Raw genomic sequence first — 13,946 nt, 5'->3', positions numbered from 1 at the left:
CGCCCGGGCTGCGGGGCATTGCGCGGCCTGGGGACGCCCCGGCCCGTGCCGCCCCGTCCCACGCCCCGTTCCCACCGCCGAACCGTCGATGACCCTGCCGCACCGCCTGTCCCACCTCGACCGCCTGGAAGCGGAGAGCATCCACATCCTGCGCGAGGTCGCCGCCGAGTTCCGCAACCCGGTGCTGCTGTACTCGGTGGGCAAGGACAGCTCGGTGCTGCTGCACCTGCTGCTCAAGGCGTTTGCGCCGGCGCCGCCGCCGATCCCGCTGCTGCACGTCGATACCCGCTGGAAGTTTCGCGAGATGATCGCCTTCCGCGACCGTCGCGCCGCCGAGACCGGGGTGGAGTTGCGGGTCCACATCAATCCCGATGGCGTCGCCCAGGGAATCGGCCCGTTCACCCACGGCGCCACCGTGCATACCGACGTGATGAAGACCCAGGGCCTCAAGCAGGCGCTGGACCAGTGGCAGTTCGATGCCGCCATCGGCGGGGCGCGCCGCGACGAGGAGAAGTCGCGGGCCAAGGAGCGGGTGTTCTCCTTCCGCAACGAGAACCATCGCTGGGACCCCAAGCGCCAGCGCCCGGAACTGTGGAGCCTGTACAACGCCCGCGTGCGCAAGGGCGAGAGCGTGCGCGCCTTCCCGCTGTCCAACTGGACCGAGCTGGACGTGTGGCTGTACATCTTCCGCGAGAAGATCCCGGTGGTGCCGCTGTACTTCGCCGCCCCGCGCCCGGTGGTCGAGCGCGACGGCGCGTTGATCCTGGTCGACGACGAACGCCTGCCCCTGCGCCCCGGCGAAACGCCGCAACTGCGCAACGTCCGCTTCCGCACGCTGGGCTGCTATCCGCTCACCGGGGCGATCGAGTCGCAGGCCGACACGCTGGAGAAGATCATCGCCGAGATGCTGGTGGCCACCAGTTCCGAGCGCCAGGGCCGGGTCATCGACCAGGACCCGACCGCCTCGATGGAAAAGAAGAAGCTGGAGGGATACTTCTGATGGCCGCCGACGCGACCGGCGCGACCAGCGCCGACATCAGTACCTACCTGCGCCAGCACGAGGACAAGCCGCTGCTGCGCTTCATCACCTGCGGCAGCGTGGACGACGGCAAGAGCACCCTGATCGGCCGCCTGCTGTACGAGAGTAAGCGCCTGTTCGACGACCAGCTGTCGGCGCTGGAGGTCGACAGCCGCCGCCATGGCACCCAGGGCGAGCGGATCGACTACGCGCTGCTGATGGACGGCCTGGCCGCCGAGCGCGAGCAGGGCATCACCATCGACGTGGCCTACCGCTACTTCGACACCGACAAGCGCAAGTTCATCGTCGCCGACTGCCCGGGCCACGAGCAGTACACCCGCAACATGGCCACCGGCGCCTCGACCGCCGACCTGGCCGTGGTCCTGGTCGACGCGCGCAAGGGACTGCTGGCGCAGACCCGCAGGCACAGCTACATCGTCTCGCTGCTGGGTATCCGCCATGTCGTGCTGGCGGTGAACAAGATGGACCTGGTCGGCTACGACAGGGCGGTGTTCGACGGTATCGTCGAGGGCTACCGGGCGCTGGCCGCGCAGCTGGGCATCGCCGACGTCCAGGCGATCCCGCTGTCGGCGCTGGAAGGCGACAACCTGCTGCAGCGCTCGGACAAGACGCCCTGGTACGAGGGCCCGGCCCTGCTTGAACATCTGGAAACAGTGGTCCTGGGTGGTGGTGATGCCGGCGGTGGGCTGCGCCTGCCGGTGCAGTGGGTCAACCGGCCCAACCAGGATTTCCGCGGCTTCGCCGGTACGATCGCCGCTGGCGAGGTGGCCCCGGGCGATGCGGTGGTGGTGCTGCCTTCGGCGCGCCGTTCGTCCGTGGCCCAGGTGCTGGGCCCCGATGGCCCGGTCCAGCGTGCCTTCGCCGGCCAGGCGGTGACCCTGACCCTGGCCGACGAGGTGGACGTCAGCCGCGGCGACGTGATCGCCGCGGCCGGCGATCCGCCGGCGGTGGCCGACCAGTTCGCCGCGCACGTGCTTTGGATGAGCGACTCGCCGCTGCTGCCGGGCCGGCCGTACTGGCTGAAGATCGGTGCCCGCACCGTGTCGGCCAGCATCAGCGAGATCAAGCACCGGGTCGACGTGAACACCCAGGAGCACCTGGCGGCCAAGCGCCTGGAGCTGAACGAGGTCGGCTACTGCAACCTGAGCCTCGAGGAGCCGGTCGCTTTCGCTCCGTACGCGGAGAACCACGCGCTGGGCGGCTTCATCCTGATCGACCGCCAGAACAACGACACCGTCGCCGCCGGCACCCTGGATTTCGCCCTGCGCCGCGCCGACAACGTGCACTGGCAGCACCTGGACGTGGACCGGGCCGCGCGCGCGCGGATCAAGGGCCAGGTGCCGAAGGTGCTGTGGTTCACCGGCCTGTCCGGCGCCGGCAAGTCGACCGTGGCCAACCTGGTCGACAAGCGCCTGCACGCGCTGGGATACCACACCTTCGTCCTGGACGGCGACAACGTCCGCCATGGGCTCAACCGCGACCTGGGCTTCACCGACGAGGACCGGGTGGAGAACATCCGCCGGGTGGCCGAGGTGGCCCGGTTGATGGCCGACGCCGGCCTGATCGTGCTGGTCAGCTTCATCTCGCCGTTCCGCGCCGAGCGGCGCATGGCCCGCGAGCGCTTCGCCGACGGCGAGTTCATCGAGGTGTTCGTCGACGTGCCGCTGGAGGTGGCCGAGGCCCGCGACGTGAAGGGCCTGTACCGCAAGGCGCGCGCCGGCCTGATCCCCAACTTCACCGGCATCGATTCGCCCTACGAGGCGCCCGAGCACGCCGAGGTCCACCTGCACGCGGCGACCAGCACGCCCGAGGCTATGGTGGCGCAGGTGCTGCAGGCGATGCACGCGCTGGACCCGGACTGGAGCGGCGGCACGTCCTGGCTGTAGCCGGCCGCGCGGACCGCCCGCGGCCGCCTCGTTCACGCGCCCGTGTCAACCAACGGCACATACAGGCGTTAACACGCGCTCGCTACACTCGGCGGTTTGTGGATGAACGCAGCGAGGCGGTCGATGGTGTCACGATTCCTGGCCAGGGGACTGGTCTTGGCGGGTGTACTGGGGTCGACGGTGGCCTGTGGCCGCGACCCGGCCGCCGCGACTTCAGCACCGGCTGCGATCCCGGTCACCACCACCACCGTCCAGCCGGTCGCCTGGAACGATACGGTCCAGGCCCTGGGCACCGCGCATGCACGCGAATCGGTGACCCTGACCGCCAAGGTCAGCGAGATCGTCGACCAGGTCCATTTCGAGAGCGGGCAGCAGGTGGAAGCCGGCCAGCCGCTGGTGACCCTGCGCGTGGACGCGCAGGAGGCGGCGCTGGGCGAAGCCGAGTCGACGCTGGCCGAGGCCGACCAGCAATACCGGCGCCTGCAGGGCCTGGCCGACCAGCAGCTGGTCGCCCGCTCAACCCTCGACGCACAGCGCGCGTTGCGCGACGTCGCCGCCGCGCGCGTGCGGCAGATGAAGTCCGACATCCGCGACCGCCACGTGCGCGCACCGTTCGCCGGCGTGCTCGGCATCCGCCAGGTCAGCCCGGGCGCGCTGCTCACGCCCAACGCGGTGATCGCCACGCTCGACGACATCTCCCGCATGTACGTCGACTTCCAGGTGCCCGAGGCGACCCTGTCGGCGATGGTGCCGGGTGCGCGCGTGAGCGCGACCACCGCGGCCTGGCCGGGCAAGCGGTTCGAGGGCGAGGTGCAGACCGCCGACGCGCGGATCGATGCCGGTACCCGCGCGGTGACCGTGCGCGCGGTGTTCGACAATCCCGAACGCCTGCTGCGCCCGGGCATGTTGCTGGACGTGAGCCTGTTCCGTCCGGAACGCCAGGCGCTGGTGGTGCCGGAGATCGCGGTGGTGCAGGTCGGGCGCGACTCGTTCGTGTACCGCGTCGGCCAGGACGGCAAGGTCGAGCAGGCGGCGGTGCGGGTCGGCGTGCGCCGCGACGGCAAGGCCGAGATCATCGAGGGCCTGGAGCCGGGCGACCGGATCGTCGTCGATGGCACCGGCAAGCTGCGACCGGGCGTGGTGGTGGCCGAGGCGGCGCCGGCCGGCCCCGAACCGGCCGCCGCCGCCACGGCTCCGGACGGGAACTGAGCGGATGAATCTCTCGGACCTGTCGATCAAGCGCCCGGTGTTCGCCGCGGTGGTGAGCCTGCTGCTGGTGGTGCTGGGCGTGATGTCGTTCATGCGCCTGACCCTGCGCGAGCTGCCCAACATCGATCCGCCGATCGTGTCGGTCGAGGTCAACTACCCGGGCGCCTCCGCGGCGGTGGTCGAAACCCGCATCACCCAGATCCTCGAGGACGGGCTGGCCGGCATCGAGGGCATCAACACCATCCAGTCCCAGAGCCGCAGCGGGCGCTCCGACGTCACCATCGAATTCAACCTGACCCGCGACATCGAGGCGGCCGCCAACGACGTGCGCGACCGCGTCAGCCGGGTGATGGACCGCCTGCCCGACGAGGCCGATCCGCCGGAGATATCCAAGGTCGAGGCCGACGCGGATGTCATCGTCTGGCTCAACATGCGCTCCACCGCGATGGACACGATGGAGCTGACCGACTACGCCGACCGCTATGTCGTCGACCGGCTGTCCTCGCTCGATGGCGTCGCCCGCGTCCAGCTCGGCGGCGGCCAGCGCTACGCGATGCGGATATGGCTGGACCGCGAGGCAATGGCCGCGCGCGGCATCACCACCTCCGACGTGGAGAACGCACTGCGCGCGCAGAACGTGGAGCTTCCGGCCGGCCGCATCGAGTCGCTCGACCGTGATTTCACCCTGCGCGTGGAGCGCGGCTACCGCGAGCCGGCGCAGTTCGCCCAGCTGCCGCTGCGCAAGGGCGTCGACGGCTACGTCGTGCGCCTGGGCGACGTGGCCGAGGTCGAGCTGGGCCCGGAGGAGCGGCGCGCGTACCTGCGCAGCAACGGCGTGCCGAACGTCGGCCTGGGCATCGTGCGCACCTCCACCGCCAATGCCCTCGACGTGGCCCGGGCCGCGCGTGCGGAAGCCGAGACCATCCAGAAGACCCTGCCCGAAGGCACCGACATCTTCGTTGCCTACGACAGCACCACCTTCATCGAGGCCTCGATCGAGCGCGTGTACTGGACCCTGGCCGAGGCCATGGCGCTGGTGTTCCTGGTGATCTGGCTGTTCCTGGGCAGCCTGCGCGCGGCGCTGATCCCGGCGGTGACGGTGCCGGTGTGCCTGGTGTCGGCATTCATCGCCCTGTACGCCTTCGGGTTCTCCATCAACCTGCTGACGCTGCTGGCGCTGGTGCTGTGCATCGGCCTGGTGGTCGACGACGCGATCGTGGTGCTGGAGAACATCCAGCGCCGAGCCGACCTGGGCGAGCCACCGCTGGTGGCGGCGCGCCGCGGCACGCGCCAGGTCGCCTTCGCGGTGATCGCCACCACCGCGGTGCTGGTGGCGGTATTCCTGCCGGTCGGTTTCATGGAGGGCAACACCGGGCGCCTGTTCCGCGAGCTGTCGGTGGCGCTGGCGGCGGCGGTGGCGATCTCGGCGTTCGTCGCCCTCACCCTGACCCCGATGATGTCGTCCAAGCTGGTCCGCCCGCACGGCACCCCGCGCGGCCTGCATGCCTGGACCCAGCGCAACCTCAACCGCATCGGCGAAGGCTATGGCCGGCAGGTCGGGCGCCTGGTCGCGGTGCCCGGGCGGCGCCTGCTGGCGTTGCTGGCGGTGGCGATGGGGCTGTGCGCGGCGGCGATCGTGGTGCTCGGCGTCCGCGTGCCCAGCGAACTGGCGCCGGCGGAGGACCGTGGACGCTTCTTCGTGATGGTCGACGGCCCCGAGGGCGCGGGCTTCGACTACACCGTCGGCCAGATGCAGCAGGTGGAGAAGATCGTGCTGGCCGAGGTCGGCGACGGCAAGCCGGTGCAGCGCGCCAACTCGCGCGTGCCGCGCGGCTGGGGTGGCGGCGAGGACATGCATACGGGCCAGGTGATCGTGTTCCTGGACGACTGGCACGAACGCGACGTGCCCACCGACGAGGTCGTGCGCAAGTTGCGCGCCCAGTTCGCCGAACTGCCTGGCGTGCAGGCGCGCGCCAACGTGCCCGGTGGCCTGGTCGGCAGCCGCGGCCAGCGCTACCAGCTGGTGCTCGGCGGCCCCGACTATGCCGAACTGGCCCAGTGGCGCGACCGCGTGATGCAGCGGATGGAGGCCAATCCCGGCATCCAGGACCCGGACTCGGACTACAAGGAAACGCGGCCGCAGATGCGCGTGGAGATCGACCGCAACCGCGCCGCCGACCTGGGCGTGCCGGTGCAGGAGATCGGCCGCACGCTGGAAACGATGATGGGCTCGCGCCAGGTGACCACCTACGTGGACAACGGCGAGGAGTACGACGTGATCCTGCAGGCCGGCCGCGAGAAGCGGGTGGATCCCTCCGACTTGGCCCAGACCTACGTGCGTGGCGGCAACGGCGAGCTGGTGCCGCTGTCCAACCTGGTGACCCTATCCGAGCTGGCCGAGCCGGGCAGCTTCAACCGCTTCAACCGCCTGCGCGCGATCACGATCAGCGCGGGCCTGGCGCCCGGCTACAGCATGGGCGAGGCGCTGGAGTGGACCCGCCAGGTGGTCGCCGAGGAGTTGCCCGATTACGCGCAGGTCGACTGGAAGGGCGAATCGCGCGAGTACCAGGAGGCCGGTGGCGCGATCCTCCTCACCTTCACCCTGGCGCTGCTGATCGTCTACCTGGTGCTGGCCGCGCAGTTCGAGAGCTTCCTGCATCCGCTGGTGATCATGCTGACCGTGCCGCTGGCGGTGCTCGGCGCACTGATCGGACTGTGGGTGACCGGCGGCACGCTCAACCTGTTCAGCCAGATCGGCATCGTCATGCTGATCGGCCTGGCGGCGAAGAACGGCATTCTGATCGTGGAGTTCGCCAACCAGCTGCGCGACGACGGGGCGGACGTGCACGGCGCCATCGCCGAGGCGGCCAAGGTGCGCCTGCGGCCGATCCTGATGACCTCGGTGGCCACGGTCATGGGCGCGGTGCCGCTGGTACTGGCCGGCGGGCCGGGGTCGGCCAGCCGCGCGACCATCGGCATCGTGGTCATCTTCGGCGTGACCTTCTCCACGCTGCTCTCGCTCTACGTGGTGCCGGCGTTCTATTCGCTGCTGGCGCCGTACACGCGTTCGCCCGATGCGCTGGCGCACCGGCTGGAGAAGCTGGAGGCCGACACGCCGCCGGTCGGGGGCCATGGCTGAGGCGGGCTCGCGGCCGTATGCCGGCGTGCGCGTCCAGGGCGAGGATTTCATCCTGCGCGCATGGAGCGCCGATGACCTCGGCGCGTTGCTCCGGCATGCCGACGATCCGCAGGTGCCGCGCGGCCTGAGCGAGCGCTTCCCGCATCCTTACACGCGCGCCGACGGCGAAGCCTTCCTGGCCGGGCGCGTGGTCGACCTGGACGGCCCCGTGCTGGCGATCGAGATCGCCGGCGAGGCCTGCGGCAGCGTCGCCGTGCGGCCCGGACAGGGCGAGCGCGCGCACGGGGCCGAGCTGGGCTACTGGCTGGGCCGGCGCCACTGGGGGCAGGGGCGCATGACCCGGATCGTCGCCGCCTACCTCGACTGGGTGGTGCCGGCGCTGCGACTGCGACGGGTCGAGGCCAGCGTGCTGGACGGCAACCCCGCATCGGCGCGGGTGCTGGAGAAGAATGGCTTCCAGGAGGAAGGGCGGCGCCGCGCTGCGGTCCTCAAGGCCGACGGTTTCCATGACCTGCGGCTGTTCGGGCGGCTCTGGTCGCGCTGACGCGTCGCACGGGGACTGCGCAGCGGCGCAGGTTACGGGTATCTTTCAGGCACTGGACGGCGACCGCCGCCCCATCCCTTACCCGCGACACGACGGCCGGAGACCCATCCCCGTGGAAGCCTTTTTTGCCTGGATCAACGGCATCATCTGGAGCAACGCCCTGATCGCGTTGTGCCTGGGTGCCGGCCTGTGGTTCTCGTTCCGCACCCGCTTCATGCAGGTGCGCGGATTCGCCGAGATGTGCCGGCTCACCGTGACCGGCCAGAAGTCCGACGCCGGTGTCTCCTCGTTCCAGGCCCTGGCAATCTCGATGGCCGGGCGCATGGGTATCGGCAACATCGCCGGCGTGGCCACCGCCATCGCCTACGGCGGCCCGGGCGCGGTGTTCTGGATGTGGGTGATGGGCTTCCTTGGCGCCTCGACCTCGTACATCGAATGCACCCTGGCGCAGATCTACAAGGAGAAGGACGCGGAGGGCCGCTACCGCGGCGGTCCGGCGTACTACATCGAGAAGGCGATGGGCCTGAAGTGGTACGCGGTGGCCTTCGCCGTGGCCACGGTCGTCGCCACCGGCCTGCTGCTGCCGGGCGTGCAGGCCAATGCCATCGCCGACAGCGCCAGCAACGTGCTGTGCGGCGCCGGTGCCTGCGAGGCCGTGGGTGGTCCCGGCGCACTGAAGCTGTGGTTGGGCGTGGGCGTGGCGGCGGTGCTGGCGCTGATCATCTTCGGCGGCATCAAGCGCATCGCCACCTTCGCCGAAGTCGTGGTGCCGTTCATGGCGCTGGCCTTCATCCTGATGGCGGTGATCGTGATGATCGCCAACGCCAGCAAGGTGCCGGCGATGTTCGCCGATATCTTCTCGAGTGCGTTCGGCGCACACGCGGCGTTCGGCGCGATCATCGGCCAGGCGATCGCCTGGGGCGTGAAGCGCGGCATCTACGCCAATGAAGCCGGCCAGGGCACCGGGCCGCATGCCGCCGCGGCCGCCGAGGTCTCGCACCCGGCCAAGCAGGGCTACGTGCAGGCGTTCGCGATCTACTTCGACACCATGCTGGTGTGCACCTCGACCGCCTTCCTGCTGCTGTCCACCGGCATGTACAACACGTTCAAAGCCGTGACAGAGAACGGCCAGCAGGCGCTGGTGGCGATCGTCGAGGGCGTGCCCGGCGTGCAGCCTTCGGAAGGCGCGCAGTTCACCCAGGCGGCGGTGGAGTCGGTGCTGCCGGGATGGGGCGCGGGGTTCGTGGCGCTGGCGCTGTTCTTCTTCGCCTTCACCACGATCATGGCGTACTACTACATGGCCGAGACCAACCTCACCTACCTGGCCGGGGTGAAGAAGACCCACCCGCTGGCCACGTTGCTGCTGCGGCTGGGCATCATCGGCATGGTGGTGTTCGGCGCCTACCACAACGCCGCGATGGCCTGGACCCTGGGCGACATCGGCGTCGGCCTGATGGCGTGGCTGAACGTCATCGCCATCCTGATCCTGCAGAAGCCGGCCCTGCTGGCGCTGCGCGACTACGAGCGCCAGAAGAAGCTGGGCCTGGACCCGGTGTTCGACCCGGAGGCGCTGGGCATCCGCAACGCCGACTTCTGGAAGGCGCGCGGCTGAGATGGCCGGACCCTGGGACAAGCGACCACCGCGCGCACAGCCCCCGAGCGGTCCACGCCCCGGTGCCGATCGCCCGCGTCGGCATCCGACGGCGTCGCGCGATCCGCAGCCGGCGGTGCCGGCCGCCGCGCGCAGCGAAGTGCGGCTGTACGGCCTCAATGCGGTCGACGCGGTGTTCCGTCGCCGGCCCGAGGCGATCCGCAAGCTCTACCTGGTCGAATCCCGCATCCCCGCGCTGAAGCCGTTGCTGGCCTGGTGCGTCAAGCACCGGGTCGGCTACCGCGTGGTCGAGGAAGGCGACCTGGAGCGCCTGGCTGCCAGCTCGCACCATGAAGGCGTGGTGGCCGACGTGCTGCGGGTGGAGCCGCAGCCGCTGGACGGCTGGCTGCACGGGCTGGGCCCGGCGGCGCTGGCGCTATGGCTCGATGGCGTCGGCAACCCGCACAACTTCGGGGCGATCCTGCGCACCGCCGCGCATTTCGGCGCCTCGGTGCTGCTGCCCGCCGGTTCGCCGCTGGCGCTCTCCGGCGCGGCCGCGCGCGTGGCCGAAGGCGGCGCCGAAGCCGTGACGCTGGTGCGGCTGCCACCGGCGGTCGAGGCGATCGACGCGTTGCGCAGGGCAGGGTTCCAGCTCGCCGCCACGGTCGTGCGTGGCGGCGAGGACCTGTTCGCGGTGGAGCTTCCGGCGCGCCTGGTCCTGGTGATGGGCGCCGAGGGCGAGGGCATGGATGCGGCCCTCGCCGCCGCCTGCGACCGCCGCCTGTCGATTCCGGGCAGCGGCGCGGTGGAAAGCCTCAACGTGGCGGCGGCGACCGCGGTGTTCCTGTCGCGCTGGGCGGCGCGCCGGCAGGCGTAGGCGGCGCGCGGTTGACCGCGGCGTCGGACGCGAGCGGACTTCCCTGGATTTCCGCGGGCGTGCGGCCGGCAGGGCGCCGGCTACCGCGGGGCCCGCGAAGCGGTCGTGATGCGGGGCGACGGCGGCGCCAGGTGCACCGCCGCGCCGCCGCCGCCGGACAGCTCGAGCGACAGCGTCCGGTGCCCGGCATCGATCCGCTTCTCCTCGCGGCGCACGTCCGTCGGCGCGCCTCCATCGCGCCACAGCGTGGCCTGGTAGTCCGCGCCGGCCAGGAAGTCCAGCGGCACCTCCAGCGTGCGCGGCTGCTCGTTGGTCATCGCGCCGATGTACCAGTCGCGACCGCTGCGCCGGGCGACCACGATGTACTCGCCGATCTCGCCGGCCAGCACGCGGGTCTCGTCCCAGGTCGCCGGCACGATCGACAGGAAGTCGGCGCCGGGCGCCAGGCCGCCCTCCTTGCCGACGTAGACGTCCGGGCTGTCGGCCACCATCTGCAGCGCGCTTTCGTAGACCACGAACATCGCCAGCTGGTGGGCGCGCGTGCCCATCACCTTCGGTCCGGTAAAGGAATGCTGGAACTGTTCCGGCGTCACGTTGCGGAAGCCTCCCGGCGTGTAGTCCATCGGTCCCAGCAGCATGCGGGTGAACGGCAGGGTCACGTTGTGGGTCGGGGTGATCCGCCGGCTCCATTTGTTGTACTCGGCACCGAGCACGCCTTCCTGGGTGAGGAAGTTCGGCCAGGTGCGGTTGAGGCCGGTGGGACGGTAGGCGCCATGCAGGTCGAGCATCAGCCGGTGCTCGGCGGCGCTGGCCATCATGCGGTGGAAGAAGGCGACCATGTCCTGGTCGTCGCGGTCCATGAAGTCGACCTTGACGCCCTGGATGCCCATGTCGCGGTAACGCGCGAAGACTTCGTCCATGCGCGGTTCCAGCGACTTCCAGTGCGCCCACACCCAGATGCCGACGCCGCGCTGGCGCGCGTATTCGACCACCGCCGGCAGGTCCAGCTCCGGCACCGCGCGCAGGATGTCGGCCTCAGGGTTGTACAGGCCGTTGCCGAGGCTGCCCACGTACCAGCCGTCGTCGATCAGCATGTACTCCAGCTTCAGCGCCGCGGCGTGGTCGATGTAGCGCTTGATCGTCGCGGTGTTCATGCCCGCGTCCGCCACGTCCGGGGCCAGGCCACCCGACCACCAGTCCCAGGCGGTCTTGCCGGGGCGGATCCAGGACGTGTCCTTGATCGGGGTGGGCGGGTTGAGGCTGGAGATGAGGTTGGATTCGACCAGCGCACCGGGACTGTCGCCGAGCATCAGCACGCGCCAGGGGGTCAGGTGGCCGCCGGCGGCGACCTGGGCACGCGGCAGGCGCACCGCGATGCCGCGTTCGTCCAGGCGCGGCGACAGGCGCGCTTCCACGCCCAGGCGTCCGTCGCCGCGGCCGCTCAGGTACAGGCCGGCGAACCGGTCCAGGTCCGCTTCGGCGATGGCGAAGCTGGCGTCGCCGTCGCCGGTGCGGCAGACCAGCGGCAACTCGATCAGGTGCATTGGTCGCAGCTTCGAGGCGGCGAAGCGGTCGTACTCGCCTTCGTGGCTGGTGCCGAAGGTGCCGAGGTTGAGCATCCAGCAGGCGTAGTCGCGCGGGAACAGGAAGCCGGTGAGGTCCTCCTTCACCACCAGGTCGCCGCGCGCGGGCAGCGGCACGCGGTAGCGCAGCGCTATGCCGTCGTCGTAGGCGCGCAGGACCACGCCCAGGGTGCGCCCGTCGGCGTCGGCCAGGTCCACTTCGAGCTGGCGGTAGTGGTCGCGCGCGCGGCTGGCCTTGCCGGCCACCAGTTCGTAGGTGCTGTCGTTGCCGCCACGGCGCGCGTCGACCACGCGCAGCCCGCGATCCAGCCGGTCCTCCGGCCCCAGCTGCACGCCCAGCGGCGAGGGCAGCAGCACCGTCTTGCCGTTCCATTCCACCGCGTACGACGGGCGGCCTTCGCCATCCAGTGACAGTACGACCTTCGCCTGGCCGCCGGGCGACTGCAGCTGCAGCGGTGCGGCAGGAGCGGTTTCGCCCCGCGGAGCAAAACCCAGCAGGGCGATGGTCAGGAGCAGGGCGCGACTCGCAGGCATTCCGGTATCCCTCCAGGGCACGCCCGGCAGGGTAAACCGCAAGTCCGCGTCGTGTCTGGAATACCCTCATGGCGCAGGCGGCATACGCCGCCTGCAGCGCGCCGCGGGCTCAGGGCGCGGCGTCGCCGGACTTCGCGCTGCTGCCGAAATCGCCATCGGCCTCGGCGGCGAGGTAGGCGAACACGGCGTAGGCGGCCACGTTCTGCGCCAGCGCCGCCGGATCGATCTTGTCCAGCGTGTCGTCGGCGGTGTGGTGCAGGTCGAAATAGTCGGTGCCGTCCTGGGCCAGCCAGGCCCAGGTCGCGCCCTGGGCGGCCAGGGGACCGATGTCGGGCCCGGGGCCACCCTTGTCCGGCGCGTACTCGATGCCGAGCGGCGCCAGCGCCCGCGCGATCTGCGCGGTGGCCGCGCGCGCATGCTCCGGCGCGCCGGTGTTGAACGCGTAGATGCGGCCGGCGCCGAAGTCGCTCTCGGCCGACAGCTGGTGCCTGGCCACATCGGCGGCATGCGCCTTGGCGTATGCCTTGCCGCCGTGCAGGCCCTGCTCCTCATTGGCGAACGCGACCACGCGGATGCTGCGCGCGGGGCGCCTGGGCAGCTGCGCGATCAGCTTCGCCGCGGCCATGGTGATGCCGATGCCGGCCGCATCGTCGACCGCGCCGGTGCCCAGATCCCACGAGTCCAGGTGGCCGCCGATCAGCACGATCTCCTTCGGCCTGCTGCGCCCGGTGATCTCGCCGATCACGTTCTGCGAGGTGTACTCGCCGTCCCACCCGGCGTCGACCGCCAGTCGCACGGTCACCGGGCCGCGCGCCAGCAGCCGCGCGAGCTGGTCGGCATCGGGAATGCTCAGCGCCGCCGACGGTACCGGGGTGAGTCCTTCGTCATAGCGGGTAATGCCGGTGTGCGGCACGCGGTGGTTGTCGGTGCCGGCCGAGCGCATCAGGAAGCCGCTGGCGCCCTTGCGGATCGCCGCCGACGGGCCCTTCGAGCGCACCGCGCTGCCCTTGCCGTAGCCGTTGCCGTCGCGCGCGGCCGGCATCTGGTAGTCGACGAAGGCGATCTTCCCGGCCAGCGAACCGTCCGGCGCCGCTTCCAGCGCGGCCAGGTCGGCGAAGCGCACGACCTGCGCTTCGACCGTGCCGGCCGGGCTGCCGCCCAGCGCGGTGATCTGCAGCGGCTGCGCATGCGCGCCGACCACCGCCGCGCTCTCGCTGCGGCGCACCCACTTCGGGAACGTCACCGGCTCGGTCCAGACGCGGTCGAAGCCCAGCTCCTGGAACTTGGCCTTGGCCCAGGCGACCGCGCGCGCATCGGCCTCGCTGCCGGCCAGGCGCGGTCCGACCTCGGTGGTCAGCGATTCGGTGACCTTCCAGCCGGTGTCGTCGGCCAGCGCGCGTTCGCGCAGCTGTTCGGCCTGGGCCAGGGCCCGTTCGGGAATGCGTGTTTCGGCGGCGGTCGCCGGGGTGGCGAAGCCGAGCAGTATCGAAACGATCGGGGCGGTGGCAAGCAGGGCGAGGCGCATCACGGACTCCGGCAGGCAA

The 13,946-nt window shown here is 70.9% G+C and carries 9 protein-coding genes; 7 read left to right on the top strand and 2 right to left on the bottom strand.

Going from position 1 to position 13,946, the window contains the following annotated elements; genetic code table 11:
• The first annotated feature begins 88 nt into the window (after positions 1-88).
• The 7 genes from cysD to ABKA19_RS14640 all read left to right on the top strand — a co-directional run bounded on the left by cysD (position 89) and on the right by ABKA19_RS14640 (position 10,285).
• Positions 89-1,000: a sulfate adenylyltransferase subunit CysD gene (gene cysD / locus ABKA19_RS14670; protein ID WP_162377668.1), complete on the top strand. Its 912-nt coding sequence runs from the start codon at positions 89-91 to the stop codon at positions 998-1,000.
• Complete coding sequence (gene cysN, locus ABKA19_RS14665) at positions 1,000-2,925, top strand: sulfate adenylyltransferase subunit CysN (RefSeq protein ID WP_353689530.1); 1,926 nt, start codon at positions 1,000-1,002, stop codon at positions 2,923-2,925. Before cysD ends, cysN begins: the two co-directional genes overlap by 1 nt.
• A 123-nt stretch (positions 2,926-3,048) precedes the next feature.
• Entirely contained in the window at positions 3,049-4,134 is a 1,086-nt protein-coding gene (locus ABKA19_RS14660; RefSeq protein WP_353689529.1) for an efflux RND transporter periplasmic adaptor subunit, read from the top strand.
• A 4-nt stretch (positions 4,135-4,138) separates the two neighbouring features.
• A complete protein-coding gene (locus tag ABKA19_RS14655) occupies positions 4,139-7,273 on the top strand; it encodes an efflux RND transporter permease subunit (protein WP_353689528.1) in 3,135 nt (1,044 codons plus the stop codon).
• Positions 7,266-7,817 carry a GNAT family N-acetyltransferase gene (locus ABKA19_RS14650; protein WP_353689527.1) on the top strand — a complete coding sequence of 184 codons (552 nt, stop codon included), beginning with the start codon at positions 7,266-7,268 and terminating at the stop codon, positions 7,815-7,817. Before ABKA19_RS14655 ends, ABKA19_RS14650 begins: the two co-directional genes overlap by 8 nt.
• Before the next feature lie 112 nt (positions 7,818-7,929).
• Positions 7,930-9,429 carry an alanine/glycine:cation symporter family protein gene (locus tag ABKA19_RS14645; protein WP_353689526.1) on the top strand — a complete coding sequence of 500 codons (1,500 nt, stop codon included), beginning with the start codon at positions 7,930-7,932 and terminating at the stop codon, positions 9,427-9,429.
• A gap of 1 nt (position 9,430) precedes the next feature.
• On the top strand, positions 9,431-10,285 hold the full coding sequence (locus ABKA19_RS14640; RefSeq protein WP_353689525.1) for a TrmH family RNA methyltransferase: 855 nt from the start codon (positions 9,431-9,433) through the stop codon (positions 10,283-10,285).
• An 80-nt stretch (positions 10,286-10,365) separates the two neighbouring features.
• On the opposite strand, the gene ABKA19_RS14635 is transcribed toward ABKA19_RS14640, so the two are convergent.
• Positions 10,366-12,402 carry a glycoside hydrolase family 97 protein gene (locus ABKA19_RS14635; protein ID WP_353689524.1) on the bottom strand — a complete coding sequence of 679 codons (2,037 nt, stop codon included), beginning with the start codon at positions 12,400-12,402 and terminating at the stop codon, positions 10,366-10,368.
• Between the two features lie 109 nt (positions 12,403-12,511).
• On the bottom strand, positions 12,512-13,927 hold the full coding sequence (locus tag ABKA19_RS14630) for a M28 family peptidase (protein WP_353689523.1): 1,416 nt from the start codon (positions 13,925-13,927) through the stop codon (positions 12,512-12,514).
• Positions 13,928-13,946 lie beyond the last annotated feature (19 nt).

This window comes from Pseudoxanthomonas sp. Soil82 (assembly GCF_040446535.1).
Lineage (GTDB): Bacteria > Pseudomonadota > Gammaproteobacteria > Xanthomonadales > Xanthomonadaceae > Pseudoxanthomonas > Pseudoxanthomonas kaohsiungensis.
This window is presented reverse-complemented; position numbering and strand designations above follow the sequence as displayed.